Source organism: Corynebacterium faecium, from assembly GCF_027257105.1.
Classification (GTDB): domain Bacteria; phylum Actinomycetota; class Actinomycetes; order Mycobacteriales; family Mycobacteriaceae; genus Corynebacterium; species Corynebacterium lehmanniae.
Window position 1 is genome coordinate 78,075 of sequence record NZ_JAPYJX010000006.1, and the last position, 19,622, is coordinate 97,696.

Genomic DNA, 19,622 nt, shown 5'->3' on the forward strand with positions numbered 1-19,622 from the left:
CATGATCGCGCACCGGTTGTCCACCATCGCGGGTGTGGACACAATCATCACACTTCGCGACGGCCACGTCGACGAGATCGGCTCGCCTTCCGAACTGGCCGTCTCCGGCGGCATCTACTCCGAGCTGTTGCGCCTGACGGCGTCTTCGTCCGCTGCGGACAGGGAACGCCTGAAGGCGTTCGGGTTCCACGTCGACGGCGGGGACGAAGAAGATGCGGAAGCCGAACAGTAGGCGCTAGCCCGCGGGCGGCGCGCTCACCCCCTACTATGCCCATTTGTGCGAAAAGTAATCCTCTCTGTGCCGATGATGGCGGTGGCGCTCGTACTGTGCCTGCTCAGCTTGTTGGTGGGCTGGTACCAGCACAGCTACGTGCCGTTTTACAGCCGGGACCGGCGCGAGGTGGAGGACTTTTTGGTCTACTACCGCGGCGCGAAGGCGTTCTGGGACAGCCCGAACGTCTACGAGTCCCTGATCAACACGGGTACGGCGGGTGATTTGCCGTACTCGTACCCGCCGTCGTCGCTGCTGTTTTTCTCCCCGCTGACGCTGTTCGGGGAGACGGCGGGCCTGGTGCTGTTTTCGCTGGTGTCCCTGGCGGCGCTGTGGTGGGTGATCACGCTGACGCTGCGCAAGTGCCGCATCGACGACGCCGGCAAGTGGGCCCTGGTGGCGCTGCCGCTGGCGTTCTGGGTCGACCCGATCCACAACACCTTCCACCACGGCCAGGTCAACATCGTGCTCATGGCGCTGGTGCTCACGGACCTGTGGTGGGATTCGCCGAGGCGCAAGTACCTGCCCGCGGGCGTGCTCACCGGCATCGCGGCCGCGGTGAAGATGACGCCGGCGCTGTTCGGGCTGTACTTCATCTTCACCCGCAACTGGAAGGCGCTGGCCGCGGCGTTTCTCACCGGCGTGATGTCGCTGGGTGTTGCGGGTGCGGTGAAACCGGAGGCGCTGGCGTACTACTTCACCACCCAGATCGGGCAGATGTCCGGCGTGCTGGGGCTGAACCGCTCGCACAACCAGTCCGCCCGCGGCCTGGTGGCCCGGTACGTGCCGGAAGCGGCGCAGACCTACTTCACCGCGATCATGTTCGCCGGCATCATCGCGCTCGCGCTGCTGGCCTTGCGACGCCTGCTGGCCGCCCGCGCCAACGAGGCGGCGGTGCTGTGCGTCGCGCTGCTGTCGCTGCTCGTCGCCCCGATTACCTGGCAGCACCACTACGTGTGGGTGGTGCCCCTGTGCATCATCATGGCCGCCGGCGGCATCCGCAACGCCAACCCGTGGCCGCCGTTTCTGGTGGCGGTGTATCTGACCATCTCCACGATCTTCATCCCGCACAAGCAGATCATGAACCCGATGTCCACCACGCCGGACGCGTACACCGTGCGCGACTTGGCACAGTCAAGCCTGGTCGTGTGGGCGATTCTGGTGGTGTTTGTGATGTGGGTGCAGGCGCGGGGATTCGTGCTCGTCGATAGGCAAAAGCCCCTGCGGTTCACCCAGTTTGTGGCCTTCCCGCCGCTGGTGGCCTACGCGGTGCTGTGCACGTTCGCCACGGCCTGGTGGCGCAAGATGGAATCGCCGATGCTGTCGGCGTACGAGGGGGTGTTCCACCCGCTGGAGCACCTGCAGATGCTGCGCGGGGCGGGCGACGGGTTCTTCGCCGAACCGGACATTTACTCGGTGGCGTTCAGCTACCCCGACGGGCGGCAGGACTTCTTCCTGCACCCGCCGGTGACCATGCTGTTTGGTCGGCTGCTCGGCGTCGGCGAGATGGGCACGTGGGAGGCGCTGCACACCATCGCGGGCACGCTGGCGGTGTGGTGGATTATCTACCTGCTGTTCAGGCGATTCCGGTGGCCGTCGCCGGTCGCCTGCGCGACGGTGCTGCTGCCGGCTGTGCTGTGGCTGGACCCGGTGCGGTTCAACTTCTACTACGGCGAGCTGGCCATTTTCGCCGTAGCGTTCGTGGTCACGGACCTGTGGTGGACCCGCCCCGAGCGGTGGAAACCATGGGTACCCAAGGGAATGCTCACCGGCATCGCCGCGGCGTTCACCCTACGGCCTGCGGTGTTCGCGCTGTATTTCCTGTTCCGCAAGGACTACCGGGCGCTCGGCTGGATGGGCGGCGCGTTCGCCTCCCTCACCGCGCTGGGTGCGGTGGCGCGCCCGGGCATGACCGCCGCGTACTTCACGGACTACCTGCTGAACATCGGCGAGCGCTACGACCTCTCCCAGGCGCAGAACCTCACGCTGTTCGGCGCCGCACAGCGGTTTACCGGCGCAGACGGCGCGAGCGCACTGTGGGTGCTCGCGGTGCTCGTCGTCGGCGGCGCGCTGATCTACGCCGCCCGCGTTTTTATTCAGCGCGGCGAGGCCCCGATGGGCGCGGTCAGCCTGGCGCTCGCGGCACTGACAGTCTCCTCCTGGGCCCCGCCGTACGCGTGGGCGTGGATGCTGCCGGGCGTGTTCATCATCGGCGAGTTCGCGTGGCGCCGCCGCGACGTTGCCGCGCTGCTGACCATGCTCACCTACCTGGGCCTTTCCACCGTGTTCGTGCCGCACTCGCAGTTTAAAAACATGGACACCATCGCCGGACGCGACCGGGTGCTCGGTGACTGGGTCATGTCGTCGGTGGTGTGGTGGACGCTGCTCGCCGCCGCGGTGTTCGCCGCGTGGGCGCTGACCCAACGCAGAGAAGATGATGGCTACCGTAGGCCCCATGCAATTCCCCGATCTTCACACCCTGCAAGCCCGCGGCACGAGGAAGTGGACGCAGTTCAACCCTGACGTGTTGCCGCTGTTTATCGCGGAGAGCGATTTTCCCACCGCGCCCGCTGTGAAGCAGGCGATCGTGGAAGCCGCCGAGCGCGAGATGTTCGGCTACACCCCCGCCCCGCACGCGCACCGCCTCGGCGAGGCCGTCTCCGACTTCTACGCGGAGCGCTACGGCTGGCGTCCGGACGCGGAGAAGATCTTCCCGGTCGCGGACGTGGTGCGCGGCGTGATGCTGGCCATCCAGTACTTCACTGAGGGCGATGTGGTGGTCCCGGTCCCTGCCTACTTCCCCTTCCTCGACGTCGCGGAGGTCGCGGGGCGCAAGCGTGTCGACGTCAGCTCCGCCGGGGGCCTCGACCTGGCAGAAGTGGAAACCGCGTTCCAAAACGGCGCGGGCAGCATCATCGTGACCAACCCGTTCAACCCGGGCGGCTACGTGTTCACCGAAGCGCAGCTCGACGAGGTCTGCGCGCTGGCGCGGAAGTACGGCGCCCGGGTGATCGTGGACGAGATTCACGCCCCGCTGGTTTACGACGGCGCCCACGTCTGCGCCGCGGCGAACAACCCGGACGTGTGCATCACGGTCACCGCGACGTCCAAGGCGTGGAACGTCGCGGGCCTGAAGTGCGCGCAGATGATCTTCTCCGACGACGAGGACGTGCGAACCTGGAACGCGATGTCGGGCGTGGCCAAGGACGGCGTGGGCACCCTGGGCATCGTCGCGGCGGAGGCCTGCTACGACCACGGCCGCGAGTTTTTGGACGAGGAGATCGCGCAGCTCAAGGCCAACCGCGACTGGCTGGTGGAAAACCTGCCGAAGGCGGTGCCGGGCATCGAGATCGAGGTGCCGGCCGCGACCTACCTGATGTTTTTGAACTTCAAGAACACCAAGCTTGTCGACGAAAAACCCGCCGCGTGGCTGCGCCGCCACGCGAAGGTGGCCATGAACGAGGGCGTGGACTTCGGACCCGGAGGCGAGCACCGCGCGCGGCTGAATTTTGCCACGTCGCCGGAGATCCTGGAGGAAGCGGTGCGGCGGATTGGCGGAGCCGTCGCAAAGCTTTAGCGTTTCACTTTATGGAACCTTATTCCCATCTGGCGGTCGGGTGGTTTAAACTCTAGGGAACCTCAACCCAACTAGAGAGGAACGACCATGGGTTCCACAGTGGCATCACAGCCCGAAGGCGGCTCGAAGCGCTCCACCAGCGCGATCGTCGTCACCGGGCTGGCGCTGTTTTCGATGTTCTTCGGCGCGGGCAACCTCATCTTCCCGCCCATGCTGGCCGTGGAGGCGGGCGACAACTTCTGGCCGGCGCTGTTCGGCTTCCTCACCACCGCATCGCTTTTGCCGGTGCTGGCCGTGATCGCCATTGCGCTGTCCGGCTCGAACCTCCGCGACCTGGCGCAGCGCGCCGGCTCCATCTTCGGTGTGGTCTTCCCGGTGCTGGCGTACTTGTCCATCGGCGCGTTCTACGCCCTGCCGCGCACCGGCGCCGTCTCCTTCGAAACGGCGATCACCCCGCTGTTCGGCCTCGAATCCTTTGCCTCGTCCGCCGTGTTCAACGTGGTGTTCTTCGGCATCGCGCTGGCGCTGTCCTGGAACCCCACCACCATCATGGAGAAGCTGGGCAAGTTCCTCACCCCGGCGCTTCTGGTGCTGCTGGTCGTGATGATTTCCGTGGCCGCGTTCCGCTGGAGCGCCGAACCGGCCGCGCCAAACGAGCCCTACAACGACGGCCCGCTGACCGCCGGCCTGCTCGAGGGCTACCTCACCATGGACTCCATCGCCGCGCTGGCGTTTTCCATCGTGGTCATCTCCACCCTGCGCCACCGCGGCTTCAACGAGGGCAAGGAGCTGGTCGGCGGCACCATCGCCGCGGGTGTCGGCGCCGGCATCATGCTGGGCCTGGTCTACATCGGCTTGGGCCTGATCGGCCGTGTCATGCCGAACGCCGGCGACTTCGACAACGGCGCCGGCCTTTTGGCCGAGGCCGCGAACCTGACCATGGGCGGCGCCGGCCAGGCGGTGTTCTCCGCCATCGTGCTGCTGGCCTGCCTGACCACCGCGGTGGGCCTGATCACCGCGACCGGCGAGTACTTCTCCGAGCAGTTCCCCGGCTCCTACCACGTCTGGGCCGTCATCTTCGCGGTTGCGTCCATGGTGATCGCCACCCAGGGCCTGGAGTTCGTCATGGCTATCGCCGCGCCGGTGATCGGCTTCCTCTACCCGCCGGCGATCACCCTGATCGTGCTGACGCTGATCGAGCCGGCCTTCCGCGCCCGCACCCGTTTCAGCTGGGCGTTCTTCCTGCCGCTGTGGACGGCCGTGGTGTGGTCCGCGATCGAGACGTTGATCTCCCTGGAGTGGGGCGCGGACGCCCTGACCCCGATTGTGCAGTGGGCGCCGATGTTCGACGCCGGGCTCGGCTGGGTCGTGCCGGTGGTCATCGCCTTCGTCATCGGCCTGGTTGTGGACTTCGCCCGCCCCAAGCCCGCCATGATCCCGGGCACCATGGAATCCGTCGAGGGCGAGGACCTCTCGGCGGAGGGCGACGCTGTCCCCGTTCTGCAAACCAGGGACTAGTACGGTGGGGCGCATGAACGCCCCACTTTCCCTCATCGATTTCTGCACCCGCTACCCCGGCGAATCCGTCGGCGAGGCGACGCAGCGCTCCGTGGCCTTCGCCCAGCAGGCGGAGGCCTTAGGTTATTCACGCATCTGGTACGCGGAGCACCACAATATGTCCAGCATCGTCTCCTCGTCGCCGGCGGTGCTGATCAGCCACATCGGTGCGAAGACCAGCCGCATCCGCCTCGGCGCCGGCGGCGTGATGTTGCCGAACCACTCCCCGTACGTCATCGCCGAGCAGTTCGGCATGCTGGAGGAGCTCTACCCCGGCCGCATCGACCTGGGCCTGGGCCGCGCGCCCGGCACCGACCAGCAGACCCTGGGCCGGGCGCTGCGCCGCGACCCCCGCGCAGCCGAGAACTTCCCGCAGGACGTGAAAGAGCTGCAGGCGTGGCTGTCCAACCAATCGCCGCTTCCCGGCGTGACCGCCATGCCGGGCTTCAACACCAACGTGCCGCTGATCATCCTGGGCTCGTCCATGTTCGGCGCGTCCTTGGCCGCGCAGCTGGGTCTGCCGTACGCGTTCGCCTCCCATTTCGCCCCGCAGCACCTGGAGCAGGCCACCTCCTACTACCGCGAGAACTACCAGCCGTCCGAGCGCCACCCGGAGCCGTACTGCATTGCCGCGGTCAACGTCACCGCCGCCGACACCGAGGAGGACGCGAAGCGCCAGACGAAGGTGGTGCACCGCAACCGCGTGCGCGCGTTTATGGGGCGCCAGGGCAAGCAGCTTTCCGACGACCAGCTGGACACCGTGGTCAACTCCTACCAGGGCCGCCAGATCATCGACATGCTTCGGTACACCGCCGAGGGCACCGGCGAGCAGGTCGCCGAGTACTTGGAGGCGTTCCGCAAGACTGCCCAGGCCGACGAGCTGATGATCTCGCTGCAGGCCGGCAGCCACGATGAGGTGAGCCGGTCCATGGAAATCCTCGCCGAAGCCTGGGGTTAATCGGGACAGGCCTCCAACTAATAGGAGTTATTCGTCGGCTGGTTTAGTATCGGGGGTCGTTACATTCCCGGTTGTCTAAGAAGGACGTGATCCCGCCATGGCGCAACTGCCTACCGGCCCACTCCGCCGCCCGCAGCAGCACGAGGAGATCGCGGACTACCTGCGCGACGAGATCTTCGCGGGCCACATTCCGGCCGGCGAGTCGCTGCCCAGCGAGGTGGAGCTGTGCGAGCAGTTCAACACCTCCCGCGGCCCGGTGCGCCAGGCCGTGGCCACCCTGCGCGCCGAGGGCCTGCTGTCCTCCGGCCGCGGCCGCCGCTCCCTGGTGCTGTCGAACACGCGCACCGAGACGTTCGAGGAGATCCTGTCCAACACCTCCTGGATCTTCCGCATGGGCAAGGACCCGAGCGAGGACATGGAGCAGTTCGGCCTGGACACCGCCAGCGAAGAGCTGGCGGAGTGCATGCGCATCACCCCCGGCGACGAGGTCTTCGTTGTCCGCCGCGTGCGCAGCGCCGACGGCGAGCCCATGGTGATTGAGCAGATGGCGTTTCTGCCGGTGCTCTCGGAGGTCATCGAATCCGTGGACACGTCGGAGCAGTCCATCCACCGCGAGCTCATCCGCGCCGGCGCGGACTTCAACAACATCTCCCGCGCCTTCACTATCGAGCAGGCGGATGCCGGCGTCGCCGGCAAGCTGGGCATCGCCGAAGGCGCCCCGGTGCTGCGCGTGAAGATCAAGGCGCTGACCCACAACGGCGACGTGCTCGAGGCCGCGGTGCACACCTTCCGCGTGGACAAGCTTTCTTTCGGCCTGAACAACGTGCGCGGGCACTCTTCCCCACTCTGGTTCCAGGCTGAATCCGAGATCCGCTAACCTCTCCTCCATGCATGTAAGGACTCTGGCGGCCGCGGTCGCCGTGGCCCTCCCCTTAGTATCGTGCGGCGATTCGGCGCCGCGCGACAACGTGGTCGTGGCCGCCTCCGGCGCACCGGCCGGGCTGGATTTCACCACCACCGGCGGCGCGGCCGCGCCCCAGGCGCTCGTGGGCAATGTCTACGAAACGCTCGTGCGTATCGACGCCTCCGGTGCCCCCGTGCCCCACCTCGCCGAACGCGTCGAGCGCGCAGGCGGCACGTTCACCTTCCACCTGCGCGACGGCGTGACCTTCGCCAACGGCAAACCGTTTACTGCGGACGATGCCGCGTTTTCCATCCACTACGTGCAAAACGAGTGGACCAACGGGCTGAAGGCCCAGATGGACCCGGTCACAGACGTCGAGGTGGTGGACGAACGCACGCTGCGCGTGACCGTCGAGGGCGGGACCGCTGCCGAGGACGCGTGGCTGTGGTCCATGGGCACCTTGACGGGGGCGATGATGACACCGGCAGGCGTCGATAAGCTTGCGACCGCTCCCCTGGGCACCGGGCCGTACACCGTGAAGCGCTTCGACGTGGGCGAGGCCATCGAGTTCGACGCGAGGGAGGACTACTGGGGTGGCGATGTCGCGCGCGACGGGCTGATCCGCTACTTCGACGACCCGGTCTCCGCTGTGAACGCCTTGCGCGTGGGCGATGCGGACGTGGTGTGGGGCATGCAGGCGCCGCAGCTGATCGACACGCTGCCCGAGGACATCCGCGTCGAGGTCGGCACCACCAACGGCGAAGTGCTGCTGTCCATGAACAACACCCGCGCGCCTTTCGACGACCCGGACGTGCGCCGCGCCGTGGCCTACGCGGTGGACCGGACGGCGGTCAACCAAGTGGTCTACAACGGCCTGGCCACCGACACCGGCGGCGCGCCCGTGCCGCCGACGGACCCCTGGTACCCGGGCCGCGACTTCTACCCCTTCGACCCGGACAAGGCCCGCGAGCTGCTCGCCGGGCGCACCCCCGAGATCACCATCACCGTGCCAAACCGGCCCTACGCCCAGGAAGCGAGCGAGCTGATCTACTCGCAGCTTCGAGACGTCGGCTTCCGCGTGCGCCTCGAAACCGTTGAGTTCCCCGCGGTCTGGCTGAACCAGGTGCTCAAGGGCCACGACTACCAGGCCTCGCTGGTGGCCCACGTGGAGCCGCGCGACGTGCCCATGCTCTTTGGCAACCCGGAGTACTACCTGGGCTACGACAACGCGGTGGTGCGCGAGCGCATCGCCGCCGGCGACATGGCGGGTGCCGTCGAGCAAATCATGGACGACGCCGCCGCCCTGACCCTGGCCAACGCGCCGAACATCGTGCTCTACGCCCCCGGGGTTTCCGGCCTGGACCCGAACGTGGTCACCGACTCGCTTCCGTTGAACGAGGTGGAGAAATGATCCGCACTCTGGCCAAACACATCCTGCGCTTCGTGCTGCTGCTCGCCGCCGCCAGCGTGGTCATTTTCACCCTGCTGCGCGCCGTGCCCGGCGACCCGGCGCGCGTGGCACTGGGCGTCTCGGCCACCGAGGAGGCCGTCGCGGAGCTGTCGGCGCGCCTCGGGCTGGATCAGCCTCTGCCGGTGCAGTACTTCGACTGGGTTTCAGGCCTGCTCACCGGCGACTTCGGCATCTCCATGTCGTCGGGCAAAGACATCACCGACACGGTGATCGAGCGCGCCGGGGTGTCGCTCACCCTTACCCTTGTGGCCATGGCGGTCTCGCTCGCCGTTGCGGTGCCGGTGGGCGTGTACCTGGCGCGGCGCACCCACTCCCCCGACGGCGCGGTCGTCGGGGCACTGTCGCAGGTGGGCATCATCGTGCCGTCGTTTCTGGTCGGCATCGCGCTCGTCGCGCTGTTTTCGGTGCGCCTGGGCTGGCTGCCGGCCAACGGCTGGGGCACGCCGGCGCACGCGGTGCTGCCGGTGGCCTCGCTCGCGCTGGTGCAGGCCTCGATTCTCACGCGCTACGTCGCAGCCTCGGTGCGCGAGGAGATGGGCAAGGATTATGTGAGGACGGGCAGGGCCCTTGGTGCGTCGATAGGCAATGTGCTGTTCACCTCGGCGCTTCGAAACGCCGCGCTGCCGGTGATCACGGTCGTCGGCGTGCAGCTGGCGTCGCTGGTGGTGGGCGCGGTAGTGATCGAGCGGGTGTTCACCATCCCCGGTTTGGGCACCATGCTTCTCGACGCAGTAGGCAACCGCGACCTGGCCACCGTGCAGACCGTGATGATGGTCATCGTGGCGTTCACCCTGGTGGTGAACCTGATCGTGGACCTGACCTACACGGTGGTGGACCCACGGATTCGGAGGCAGGCATGAGCTGGCAGCGCAAAGTTGGCGCGGTGATCGTCGCGGTGGTGGCCGTCGCGGCGCTGCTGTCGCTTGCGTGGACGCCCTACGACCCGCTGCAGACGGAAGTCGCCGCGCGTTTGCAGGGCACCTCCACGGCGCACTGGATGGGCACCGACCAGTTCGGCCGCGACATCCTCTCGCGCGTGATGGACGGCGCGCGGCTGACGCTGACAGTGGCCGTGGGCGCGGTCGCGCTGTCCGGCCTGGTTGGTGTGCCGCTGGGGATCTGGGCCGGCATGCAGCGCGGCGCGTCGCGGTTTGTCATGGCCGGCGCCGACCTGCTGCTCGCCTTCCCCGCGCTGCTTTTGGCGATCGTGTTCACCGCCGTGTTCGGCGCCTCCATCTGGATTGTGGTGCTGGCCATCGGCATCGCAGGCATCCCCGCCTTCGTGCGCGTGGCGCGCGCCGGGACCATGCAGGTCATGCAGCACGACTACATCCTGGCTGCGCGCATCGCCAAGGTCTCCGGCCCTGCGATCGCGTGGCGGCACGTGCTGCCGAACATCTGGCCGCTCGTGCTCACCCAGGTCTCCGTCGCGGTCGCGCTGGCCATCCTGGCGGAAGCCGGCCTGTCGTTTCTGGGGCTCGGCGCGCCCGCGCCCTACGCCTCCTGGGGCCGCATGCTGCAGGCCTCCCAGCCGTACCTGGCCACCTCCCCGCACCTGGCGCTGTGGCCGGGTGCCGCGATCGCGCTGACCGTGCTGGGCTTCAACCTTCTGGGACACGCTGATGATCGACGTTAAGTACCTTTCTATCCCCGGCATCCTGGACGACATCACCTTTTCCGTCGCACCCGGCGAGCGCGTGGGCATCATCGGCGAGTCCGGCTCCGGCAAGTCCGTCACCGCCCTGTCCATCATGGGCTTGAGCGACCTGCCGGCAGCTGGTTCCATCACCGTCGACGGCACCGAGATGGTGGGCACCCCGGACCGGGTGCGGCGGCGCGTGCGAGGCAAAAAGGTCGCGATGGTGTTCCAGGAGCCGATGACGGCGCTGGACCCGCTGAAGAAGATAGGCAAACTCGTCTCCCGCGAGCTTCTGCGCGAAGTTGGCGTGGACCGGCCCGGCGCCTACCCGCACGAGCTGTCCGGCGGGCAGCGCCAGCGCGTGCTGATCGCGCTGGCGCTGTCGCAAAACCCGGACGTGCTGATTTGCGACGAGCCCACCACCGCGCTCGATGCCATCGTGCAGGCGGAAATCCTGGAGCTTTTGGACCGCCTCGTGCGCGAGCGCGGCATGGCGCTGCTGTTTATCTCCCACGACCTCGCCGTGGTGCGCCGCATGACCGACCGGGTGCTCGTGTTCAAGGGCGGGCGCATGATGACGCCGGACTCGGACTACGCCAAGGCCCTCGCCGCCGCTGCCGTGCCCGGCCCGCCCGCAGCACCCGTCGCGCTCGGCGAGCCGGTGGTCACACTCGACGGGGTCTCGCTGCGGCGGGGGCAAACGCTCGCCGTCGATGGCGTGGATCTGACCGTGCGCGCCGGCGAGCGCCTGGCCATCGTCGGCGGGTCCGGCTCCGGCAAGACGTCGCTTTTGCACCTCATCGCGGGCCTGCGCGAGCCGACCGCCGGAACCGTCAACGTTGCGGGCGACGTGCAGATGGTCTTCCAGGACCCGTACTCGTCGCTGGATCCGCGGATGGCCGTGAGGACGTCGATACGCGAGGCAGGCGTCGATGCCGCCCGCGCCGACGAAGTGCTCGCGCGCGTTGGGCTCGAGGGCACCGGCGACCGCACGCCACGGCAATTTTCCGGCGGGCAGCGCCAGCGCATCTCCATTGCGCGCGCCGCGGCCCCACGCCCGAGCATTTTGCTTGCCGACGAGCCCGTCTCCGCCCTCGACGCCACCATCCAAGACCATGTGCTGGAGCTGCTGCGCGATACCGTCGGCAAGCACACGCTCATTTTTGTCACCCACGACCTGAGGGTCGCGCGCGAGCTGTGCCCCACCGTGGCGGTGATGCGGCACGGGCGCATCGTGGAGCAGGGCGCGACCGAAGAGATCTGGGCGGCACCGAAGCACCCGTACACGCGCGAGTTACTCGACGCTGTGCTGTAACCGGGTGCTGTAAGTTAGCGCACATGAGTATGTGCGTCGTCGGATCCATCAACGCCGACCTGACCGTCAACGTCGAGCGCCACCCAACCCCGGGCGAGACCCTGCTGGGCTCAGGCGGCGGGATCACCGCCGGCGGCAAGGGCGCGAACCAGGCCGTCGCCGCGGCGAAGCTGGGCACCCCGGTTGTGCTCGTCGGCGCGACCGGCACCGACGCCAACGCCGACCCAGCCACCGCGATCCTTCGCGAGGCCGGGGTGGACATGCGCCACGTCGAAGAGGTCGAGGAGGTCACCGGCCTGGCCGTGATCACCGTCGCCGCCAACGGCGAGAACACCGTGCTGGTGGTGCCGGGGGCGAACGCGCTGGTGGGCGCGGCATTCGTAGACAGGCACGCCGAGGCCGTGGAGACCGCCGAGCTGGTGCTGCTGCAGGGCGAGATCCCTGCCGACGGCTTCGCGCGCGCCGTGGAGCTAGCGCGCGGGCGCGTGGTGATCAACCTCGCGCCCGTGGTCGACGTGCCGCGCGAGGCGCTGCTCAAAGCCGATCCCCTCATGGCCAACGAGCACGAAGCCGGCCTGATCCTGGAGCAGCTCGGTCTCGACGGCGCGGGCACCCCGGAGGAGCTCGCCCGCCGCCTGATGGACGCCGGGTTCGCCTCCGTGGTGCTCACCCTCGGCTCCGCCGGCGCGCTGGTGGCCACTGCAGAAGAGCTCACCCATATCGACTCGCCCAAGGTGGAGGCGGTGGACACCGTCGGCGCCGGCGACTCGTTTGCAGGCGCGTTCTGCCACCGCATCCTCGAAGGCGACAGCATGGAAGACGCCGCCGCCTTCGCCTCCCGCGTCGGCGCGTTTTCCGTCACCCGGCCCGGCGCGCAGCCGTCCTACCCCTCCGTGGGCGACGAGCTGCCGGAGCTCTAGGCCCCCTGCTCTAGGCCCCAGCCATGTCCAGCAGGCGGCCCAGCACCGCCTCGCCGTGGCGGCGCAGCCCGTCGTGCTGGTAGGCGTCCGTCTCAAACACCTGCGCGCCGATCGCCGAGGCGGTCTGAAGCGACAGCTCGCGCGGGACGAAGATGTCGTCGGTGTACACCGCCGCGTAGGCGTCGTAGTCGCCGCGAAGCCCCGCGTACAGGTTGGACCAGTCGTCCTTTGCCGCCAGCTCGTGCGCGACCTGTGTAAACGGGCGCAGCGCCGGGTCCTCATCGAATTGGAACGGGAAGATGTGCTCGCCGGTGAGGTAGAACTCCGCATCGTCCGGGCTGGCTTCCGGCGCAAACCCGTCCAGCTCGCGAGATACCCGCTCAGCCGCCCAGTTGGTCGCGCCCGGCACCGTCCCGCCGTAGATGCTCTCGTGCACCGCGGCATACAGCGGCCCCTTGGCGAAGCTGACCCGCTCGCCCACCTCCGCCAGAAAATCGGTGCGCAGCCGCCCGTTGGGGTGAAATGGCGCCTCGAACAGCCGCGCCAGCGACTCGAAGCCGCCCTCGCGCCCCAGTTCGATGCCCACGGTGCGCAGCCGGCGCGCGCTCAGCCGCTCGCCCGTCGGCAGCAGCTCCTCCTGCGCCTCGAGGTGGCGGCACACCTCGCGCACCATCCGCTCGGCGTCCGGGTAGGCCTCGTCGAACTGCAGGTGGCGGCGCTTCAGCTTCGCAAACGTCGCCCGGTAGACCTCGTCTGCGCCTTCGCCTATCGACGGCACTCCTCCGGTAAACAACGCTTTGCCCACCCCCTCCGGGCGCGCGGCCAGGTAGTGCATAAGGCAGAACCCGCCGAAGGACTGGCCCAGCACGTCCCAGCGGTCAAGCCCCATCTCTTCGCGCAGCGCTTCGGCGTCGGCGACGATCTCGTCGGCGCGCAGCTGCGTGAGCACTTTAGCGTCGATAAGCGAAGGTGTCGCGGCGTCGATGCGAGTGGAGCAGCCGGTGCCGCGCTGGTCCAGCAGCACCACCTGGTAGCCGCGCTCAAGCGCGTGGGTGACCCACTCGAAGCGCTGGCGCGGCGCCGGAAAACCGGGCCCGCCCTGCAGGTACAAAAGCGCCGGCGCTGCCGGGTCGCCCAGCACGCGGGCGAAGACGGTGAACCCGCCGCGGGTGATTTCGATCTCGCGCATCATGCAAGTAGGGTACGGCCGAGGAAGTCGTCCTCGTCGAGCACACCCGGCAATGCGAAGAAGTAGCCGCCGCCGTAGGGACGGATATAGTCCGCGAGAGGCTCGCCCTCGAGCCGTTGTTGCACGGTGACAAACTGACGCTGCAGATCCTGTTGGAAGCACACAAACAGCAGGCCGATATCGAGGGTGCCATTGTCGCGCACGCCGTTGTCGTAGTTGTACGCCCGGCGCAGCATGAGTTGGTCCGCAGTCTCCGCAGTGCGCGGATTGGCCAGACGAATGTGCGCGTCAGTGGGGATGACATCGCCGTTCGCGTCGTCCAAATAATCCGGCTCGGCGTACTCGTCGCCTCCGGACAGCGGCCCGCCGGTGGCGCGGTCGCGGCCGAAGATCTGCTCCTGCTCCGCAATGGAGATCCGATCCCAGAACTCCGAATACATGGCAATCAGGCGGACCACCATGTAACTGCCTCCCGCAGTCCAGGATGGCTCGTCGGCGCCAGCCCACACCAGGCGGTCGAACTCGTCGGGGCTGGGGTTGACTATCCCGTCCTTAAACCCGAAGTGGTTGCGCTGCGTGCCGGTCGGGCGCGGCTCGTTCATGTACCCGTTCTGGCGCCACTTCACCGCGACATCGCCACGAGTGTGGCGCAAAATGTCGCGCAGCGCATGGGTGACCGTGTCGTGCTGGTCCGCGCACAGCTGCAGCACCAGATCGCCGTGGCACTTCTCCGCAACGAGCGTGTCGTCGGCGAAGGCTTCCATCTCCCGCAAGTGCGCCGGCTTCTTGCTTGACAGACCGAACCGGCCGTCGAACAACGAATCGCCTACCGCCACCGTGATGGAGAGGTTGTCGGTGGGTAGCTCCGGGCCGAGCTCCCCGGAATCCCCAGCGGGAAACGCGATGCCGTCCGGCGGGGTTGCACCGCCGGCGGTCAAGGCGCGGGCGCGGTCGGTGATGGTGCGCAGCAGCTGCTCCAGCCGCTGCTTTCCGGTGCATTGGAGGTCGAGGGCCACCACCTCCGCGTACTTCTGCGGTTGGTTGACTATTCCCTGCTGGTGGTCGCCGTGGAACTCCAGCCGCGCATCGGGGTCGTTGGTGTGAGAGTGGTCTGAGCGCGGCGTGCCTGCGTCACGCGAACGCGCAGAAATCCCCTGCGCCGTCGCCTGCGCCCCCAACGCGGCGCTCGCGGCGGCCGCACCGGTCAAAAACGTGCGGCGGGAAAAAGTAAACGGGCAAGGCACTAGTTCATCCTCCGGATCACGGTCATTGTTGCCACGGGTGCAAGCAGTTCATTGGCTTTTGCCACTTCCGCTTGCAAGCGCAGACGATCTTCTTGCGGCCACTGGTCGAACGCGGTGTCGTACTTGCCGTCAAAATCGCCAGCGAGGCTGTCCAACACATCCAGCTGGTCGTAAATTGGCGCGGTATCGAGACCGCGGCTTTCCACCAGCTCGCGCAACGGATCCAGCGTTTCGCGGGTAGCTCGCACACTCCCCCGCAGCGCGGCACTCATCGCGTGAGCTCCGTAGTCGCGCTCGCCGCGGAGGTCGAAGCGTTCGAATTCCTCCATCACCTCGTGCGTGCGCAAACCGTAATCCGGTGCGGGGATGGCAAAGTGCTCTGTCTCCAGCGCGTGCGCCGTTTGATCCACCGCAGCTGCGAGCGCGTCGGCGGGTTCGGCGGATAACGCACGGCCAGAAAACAGCATCCGTTCCACCTCCGCGTATCCGTCGAGGCCCTCCCCCGGCCACATCTCGCTTGCGTCGTCGAAGGAGCGGTAGGTTTCCAAATAGGTCAAATAGGCGCGCTGGGCCGCGGAGCGGTCGCCGGACCGGATAGCGTCGGCAAGCGCGTGCGCCTGCGTCTGCAGCTCAGGCAGGCGCTTTTTCTGCGCTGCAGCCTGGGTGATCGATACAGCGGAGACTTCCCGGTCCGTAATCGGCGCCATCTTCGGCGCACCGGTAAACGGCGAGTCGGCGACAGTGAAGCCCTCCGATTTCACCGCCGAGTCGCTGTGGAACACGCACGTCAGGTGGTAGGAACCGTCTTCGAGCTTGGGGGTCCAGGCACGCTCCGCGGGAGAGCCGATGCGCTCGAGGACTTGGTAGGCGTTTCCCTCCTCGTCGGAGACGTAGAGGGTCAACGGCAACCCGGATGTGTTGTACACCTGCCAGTGCGCAGTTGCGTCCACATCCCCGGGAGTCGGGCAGTTGTAGACGTCGCGGACATGAAGCCGCGTGTCCGCCTGCTCCACCTCCGGCTGGGGCTGCATGTCCCCTCCGGAGCTGGATCCGCTTGATCCCGTCTGCGGTGCGTGGATAACGGCGGCCACGATCGCAAGGACCGCGGCCAGCGCCGCCATAGCGTACTGGTAGGTGTCCATACTTCAGGTTTTAGAACGGCAGCTTGAAGTTCTCGACCATCTTCGGGTCGACACCAGGCATGCCGTTCATGTACCAGCTGCCGATGCCGACCGCGATGGCCAGCGCCAGCACCACAGCGGCGATGATGCCGCCCTTGGAGGAACCATCGGCATCGCTGGACTCGGAGGAGTTGCTCTGCTGCTCGGCCGGGGAGGCGTCCTTCTTAGCCAGCGTGGTGTAGGCCGGCACCCCCTTCTCCGTCACCAGCGGGTTGTTCATGCCTTCGACAACCGGCTTGAGGTTGGTGGTCTCGCGGGAGGTGTTGTCCAGGCGCTCGATGGAGGCGTAGTCCTTCGCCACGGTGCCGTCGGTTTCGTTGAGGAACACTTTCGGCGCCTTCGCGCCGCTGAAGTCGAACATCGAATTCAGCTCGCCGGCGCGCTCGTCGAAGGCGATGCCGCCGAGACGGCCCAAGCCCCAGTTGTCCTGGATGAACTTGGTGATGGAGGTTTGCTCCGTGTAGGTCGAGTCGATGTGGTTGACCTTGGAGTACGGCGAAACCACCAGCAACGGCTGACGGGTGCCCGGTCCGCACTGGCCGTGCTTGTCGCCGGCGACGCCGACCTTCTTCGCCGCGGCGGTGCAGATTTCCTTGTCCTGGTGCGGATCGTTGGAGCCGTTGAGGATCTCGGGCGCCTTGTGGTCGTACCAGCCGTCGGAGTCGTCGTACGCGATGACCACGGCGGTGGAGTCCCACTGCGGGGAGTTCTGCAGCTCGTTGATGTAGTGGGTGATAAACGCCTGCTCATCCAGCGGGTTGGAGTAGCCGGCGTGGCCGTCCTGGTAGTTCGCGGCCTTGAGGAAGGACACGGCCGGCAGGTTGCCCTGCTCCAACGCGGTGTCGAAATCCTTCAGGTCGTACTGGTGGTTCGCGCGGTCCGTCTTGCCGATCATCTCGTCCGACGACGGGGCGAGGTGATGCGGGTTCGCGGTCGAGGCGTAGTACTGGAACGGCTGGTGGTGCGGGTTGTAGTCCGTTTGATCCTGGCCGCTCAACGTCTTGTGCGCCGCGCCGCAGCGAGCACGGCTGTTGTCGGTGGCTTCCTCAGTCGGGCGGAAGCCACCCTGGAACCAGCCCCAGGTCACATCCTTTTCATTGAGCTGATCGCCGATGTTCTTCGAGTGCATCGCCGTGACCTGGTTGGTGCCTGCCGAGGACTTGTTGGAGCAGTCGTCGAACAGCGGGTCCGGGTCGCCCACCACGGTGGCTGTCATGCCGTCTTCAGACACCCCCGCGAGTGCGTGGTTCTCCCCGTCCTTGATCTTCTGCTGCTCGCCGGTGGCGGGATCGTGCATGGTGCCGTCGGCCACGGTGCCCGCAATCAGGTTCAGCGCACCCGGAGTGGAAGGGCCGAAGATGGTGGAGAAGCTGTTGTCGTTCATCGCGAAGTTCTGCGCGTAGTTCCACAGACCCGTCACAGTGTTGCCGTCGTAGTAGCCCATGGTCATGCCAGGGGTGGCAAACGCGTCCTGTCCGTACTTGTCGATGTCGGTGGACACCGTCTCCGGGAACATATCCATCTTGCCGCCGTTGTAGGCAGCCTGCTCATCACCGTAGTGGTGGTTCTGGTCGGTGGTCACCGCATTGCCCGGGCCGATGCGGAACGGCTTGATCGAGTTCGGGTTCTTCTCGCCCAGAAGGTCCGCGTTTTCCAGGTTGTCGGCCTTCGGGGTGTTCGGCTTCGCCTGAAACTTCGGCGCAGCCTTGCCGCTGCCCTGCAGCGTCTCTCCGTCCTTGTTCAGCGCGTTGGGGTAGGTGGCGAAGTAGTGGTCGAAGGAGATGTTCTCCGAAAAGATCACCACAACGTGTTCGATCGGTGTCTTGGTTGCGGCGTCTGCGATGCCGGGGAAAAACGGGGCTGTTGCGGCAGCTGCAGCGCAAGCTGCGATGGCGCGGGTGCGGAGCTTCATGGTGTCCAACTTTCAGTCAGGCGAGGATGAAAACGACGAAAGCTGCGGGGGCCTCCAGCAAGAGGTCCGGGCCCTTTCAGCAACGATTAAATGCCCGCTGAACTTACTGTGCAAAACCTGAGATTCCCGCGGCCGAACACGGGTTTTCACCCAAATCCCCAGCTCCTGGGCATGGCGCGCGCAGCGCCGCCCCATCAACCGTTTCCCTAGAATTTACCTTCGGTTCAACTTTCGGGGTTGCGCCGGGGGCGCTCGCTCACGGCTAGTCCAGCATCTCAAACAGGCCGCGGGCGACCTCGGCGCCGTGCACCCAGATGCCGTCGTGGAACCACTCCGGGTGCGTCCACACCTTCAGGTTCGGGGTCTTGCCCGCGGAGCGCGCGGTGAGCTCGTACGGGATGAACACGTCCTTTTCGTACAGAATCGCCGCTGCAGGCACCTCGTTGCCTGCAGGGTCCTTCGCCTGCGCCTTGAGGTCGGTGCGCTGGTGCACCTGATCCACCGCCTCGTAGAAGGGGGTCAGCGCGGGGTCTTCCTCGAAGTGGGTGCGGAAGAAGTGGTTGCCAAGCAGGGGCAGATCATAGAACTCCTCGCGCCAGATGCGGTCCGCGGACCAGTTCACCGCGCGGCCCGGCCGCGCCATCACGGTCTCGTGGATTACGGCCCACAGCGGCATGGTCTCCAGCGAAATGATGCTGCCGAGCTGCGCCAGGAAGTCTCCGCGCAGGCGCTTCTCGCCGCCGCGGGTGGTAAACGGTGCCTCGAACAGGTTGGCCAGCCGGGCGAAATCGTCCTCCTCGCCCAGCAGCACGCCTGCCATCTTCATCCTTGCTGCGGACAGACGCTCCCCGGTGGGCATGCGCTCGTCGTGGTTGTCCAGGTGGTCGGCAACTTCTTCGACCCTGTCCTTTATCCACGGAATCGCGCGAAAAAGCTGCTGCTGCCTCTGCGTGAGCAATCGGAACGTCAGGCGGTTGAACGCGTCGACGTCCATCTCCGGCTCCGGCACCGCGCCCGCCAGGTGCACGCGGCGCAGGCCTGACGGGAAGTAGGACAGGTACGAGCTCGCGCACGCCGCACCGAAGGAATTGCCCAACAGGTCCCACTGCTCAAGGCCCAAATGTTGGCGCATCGCCTCGGCGTCGGCGGCCACATCCGGCGGGCGCAGGTGCGCAAGCATGTCCGCGGTGATGCGCTCGGGCGTGGTGCGGTCGATCTTGTGGGAGCGCCCCGTGCCGCGCTCATCCATTAAAAACACGCGGTAGCGCTTCAGCGCTTCCGGAATCCAGTCCATCAGCATCCGGGGGCCGGGCTTGCCGGGACCACCCTGGAAATACGCGAGGGCCGGCAAAGAGTCGTCGGTAGAAAGCTCGCGACAAAAGACGCTGATATTGCCTAGCGACGCATCCTCACGGCTCACCGGCACCTCAATCTCATGCTCCCGCACGGTGACATCCGGGAAGAAAACAGTGGAGCCCATGGGA

Annotated in this window: 15 protein-coding genes; 10 read left to right on the plus strand and 5 right to left on the minus strand. The window is 66.9% G+C overall.

Translation table 11 applies throughout. The features are described 5' to 3' along the window. Nucleotides 1-277 precede the first annotated feature (277 nt). The 10 genes from O5O53_RS07905 to O5O53_RS07950 all read left to right on the plus strand — a co-directional run bounded on the left by O5O53_RS07905 (nt 278) and on the right by O5O53_RS07950 (nt 12,612). Nucleotides 278-2,794 (plus strand): glycosyltransferase 87 family protein, encoded by a 2,517-nt coding sequence (locus O5O53_RS07905; protein ID WP_269511075.1) that lies wholly within the window; start codon nt 278-280, stop codon nt 2,792-2,794. Beyond that, nucleotides 2,727-3,848, plus strand: a complete 1,122-nt coding sequence (locus tag O5O53_RS07910; protein WP_269511078.1) for a MalY/PatB family protein — start codon at nt 2,727-2,729, stop codon at nt 3,846-3,848. Before O5O53_RS07905 ends, O5O53_RS07910 begins: the two co-directional genes overlap by 68 nt. Before the next feature lie 87 nt (nt 3,849-3,935). Continuing rightward, a complete protein-coding gene (gene brnQ / locus O5O53_RS07915; protein ID WP_269511081.1) occupies nt 3,936-5,366 on the plus strand; it encodes a branched-chain amino acid transport system II carrier protein in 1,431 nt (476 codons plus the stop codon). Between the two features lie 13 nt (nt 5,367-5,379). After that, nucleotides 5,380-6,363 carry an LLM class flavin-dependent oxidoreductase gene (locus O5O53_RS07920; protein ID WP_269511084.1) on the plus strand — a complete coding sequence of 328 codons (984 nt, stop codon included), beginning with the start codon at nt 5,380-5,382 and terminating at the stop codon, nt 6,361-6,363. 97 nt (nt 6,364-6,460) lie between these two features. Continuing rightward, nucleotides 6,461-7,240, plus strand: a complete 780-nt coding sequence (locus tag O5O53_RS07925; protein WP_269511088.1) for a GntR family transcriptional regulator — start codon at nt 6,461-6,463, stop codon at nt 7,238-7,240. A gap of 10 nt (nt 7,241-7,250) precedes the next feature. Next, complete coding sequence (locus O5O53_RS07930) at nt 7,251-8,678, plus strand: ABC transporter substrate-binding protein (protein WP_269511090.1); 1,428 nt, start codon at nt 7,251-7,253, stop codon at nt 8,676-8,678. Further along, nucleotides 8,675-9,598: an ABC transporter permease gene (locus O5O53_RS07935; protein ID WP_269511093.1), complete on the plus strand. Its 924-nt coding sequence runs from the start codon at nt 8,675-8,677 to the stop codon at nt 9,596-9,598. The genes O5O53_RS07930 and O5O53_RS07935 overlap by 4 nt, the downstream gene beginning before the upstream one ends. Beyond that, entirely contained in the window at nt 9,595-10,374 is a 780-nt protein-coding gene (locus O5O53_RS07940; protein ID WP_269511096.1) for an ABC transporter permease, read from the plus strand. The genes O5O53_RS07935 and O5O53_RS07940 overlap by 4 nt, the downstream gene beginning before the upstream one ends. Next, the gene (locus O5O53_RS07945; RefSeq protein ID WP_269511099.1) at nt 10,361-11,692 is read left to right on the plus strand and encodes an ATP-binding cassette domain-containing protein; all 1,332 of its coding nucleotides are present in this window, start codon (nt 10,361-10,363) and stop codon (nt 11,690-11,692) included. Before O5O53_RS07940 ends, O5O53_RS07945 begins: the two co-directional genes overlap by 14 nt. A gap of 23 nt (nt 11,693-11,715) precedes the next feature. After that, nucleotides 11,716-12,612: a ribokinase gene (locus O5O53_RS07950; RefSeq protein ID WP_269511102.1), complete on the plus strand. Its 897-nt coding sequence runs from the start codon at nt 11,716-11,718 to the stop codon at nt 12,610-12,612. Between the two features lie 10 nt (nt 12,613-12,622). Here O5O53_RS07950 and O5O53_RS07955 read toward each other — a convergent pair whose 3' ends face one another. The 5 genes from O5O53_RS07955 to O5O53_RS07975 all read right to left on the minus strand — a co-directional run bounded on the left by O5O53_RS07955 (nt 12,623) and on the right by O5O53_RS07975 (nt 19,618). Then, nucleotides 12,623-13,804, minus strand: a complete 1,182-nt coding sequence (locus O5O53_RS07955; RefSeq protein WP_269511104.1) for an alpha/beta fold hydrolase — start codon at nt 13,802-13,804, stop codon at nt 12,623-12,625. Further along, complete coding sequence (gene efeB, locus O5O53_RS07960) at nt 13,801-15,045, minus strand: iron uptake transporter deferrochelatase/peroxidase subunit (protein WP_269511107.1); 1,245 nt, start codon at nt 15,043-15,045, stop codon at nt 13,801-13,803. The genes O5O53_RS07955 and efeB overlap by 4 nt, the downstream gene beginning before the upstream one ends. Further along, the gene (locus tag O5O53_RS07965) at nt 15,045-16,187 is read right to left on the minus strand and encodes an EfeM/EfeO family lipoprotein (protein ID WP_269511110.1); all 1,143 of its coding nucleotides are present in this window, start codon (nt 16,185-16,187) and stop codon (nt 15,045-15,047) included. The genes efeB and O5O53_RS07965 overlap by 1 nt, the downstream gene beginning before the upstream one ends. A 10-nt stretch (nt 16,188-16,197) precedes the next feature. Then, nucleotides 16,198-18,138, minus strand: coding sequence for an alkaline phosphatase family protein (locus tag O5O53_RS07970; RefSeq protein ID WP_269511113.1), 1,941 nt, complete (start codon nt 18,136-18,138; stop codon nt 16,198-16,200). Nucleotides 18,139-18,400: 262 nt separating this feature from the next. After that, complete coding sequence (locus O5O53_RS07975) at nt 18,401-19,618, minus strand: alpha/beta fold hydrolase (protein WP_269511116.1); 1,218 nt, start codon at nt 19,616-19,618, stop codon at nt 18,401-18,403. Nucleotides 19,619-19,622 lie beyond the last annotated feature (4 nt).

Excerpts from the sequence above, each read along its gene's own strand:
- brnQ (WP_269511081.1), top strand. The coding sequence starts at position 3,936 with ATGGGTTCCACAGTGGCATCACAGCCCGAAGGCGGCTCGAAGCGCTCC.
- O5O53_RS07920 (WP_269511084.1), top strand. The coding sequence starts at position 5,380 with ATGAACGCCCCACTTTCCCTCATCGATTTCTGCACCCGCTACCCCGGC.
- O5O53_RS07945 (WP_269511099.1), top strand. The coding sequence starts at position 10,361 with ATGATCGACGTTAAGTACCTTTCTATCCCCGGCATCCTGGACGACATC.
- O5O53_RS07930 (WP_269511090.1), top strand. The coding sequence starts at position 7,251 with ATGCATGTAAGGACTCTGGCGGCCGCGGTCGCCGTGGCCCTCCCCTTA.
- O5O53_RS07950 (WP_269511102.1), top strand. The coding sequence starts at position 11,716 with ATGAGTATGTGCGTCGTCGGATCCATCAACGCCGACCTGACCGTCAAC.
- O5O53_RS07925 (WP_269511088.1), top strand. The coding sequence starts at position 6,461 with ATGGCGCAACTGCCTACCGGCCCACTCCGCCGCCCGCAGCAGCACGAG.
- O5O53_RS07975 (WP_269511116.1), bottom strand. The coding sequence starts at position 19,618 with ATGGGCTCCACTGTTTTCTTCCCGGATGTCACCGTGCGGGAGCATGAG.
- O5O53_RS07965 (WP_269511110.1), bottom strand. The coding sequence starts at position 16,187 with ATGGACACCTACCAGTACGCTATGGCGGCGCTGGCCGCGGTCCTTGCG.
- O5O53_RS07955 (WP_269511104.1), bottom strand. The coding sequence starts at position 13,804 with ATGATGCGCGAGATCGAAATCACCCGCGGCGGGTTCACCGTCTTCGCC.
- O5O53_RS07935 (WP_269511093.1), top strand. The coding sequence starts at position 8,675 with ATGATCCGCACTCTGGCCAAACACATCCTGCGCTTCGTGCTGCTGCTC.
- O5O53_RS07910 (WP_269511078.1), top strand. The coding sequence starts at position 2,727 with ATGCAATTCCCCGATCTTCACACCCTGCAAGCCCGCGGCACGAGGAAG.
- O5O53_RS07970 (WP_269511113.1), bottom strand. The coding sequence starts at position 18,138 with ATGAAGCTCCGCACCCGCGCCATCGCAGCTTGCGCTGCAGCTGCCGCA.
- O5O53_RS07940 (WP_269511096.1), top strand. The coding sequence starts at position 9,595 with ATGAGCTGGCAGCGCAAAGTTGGCGCGGTGATCGTCGCGGTGGTGGCC.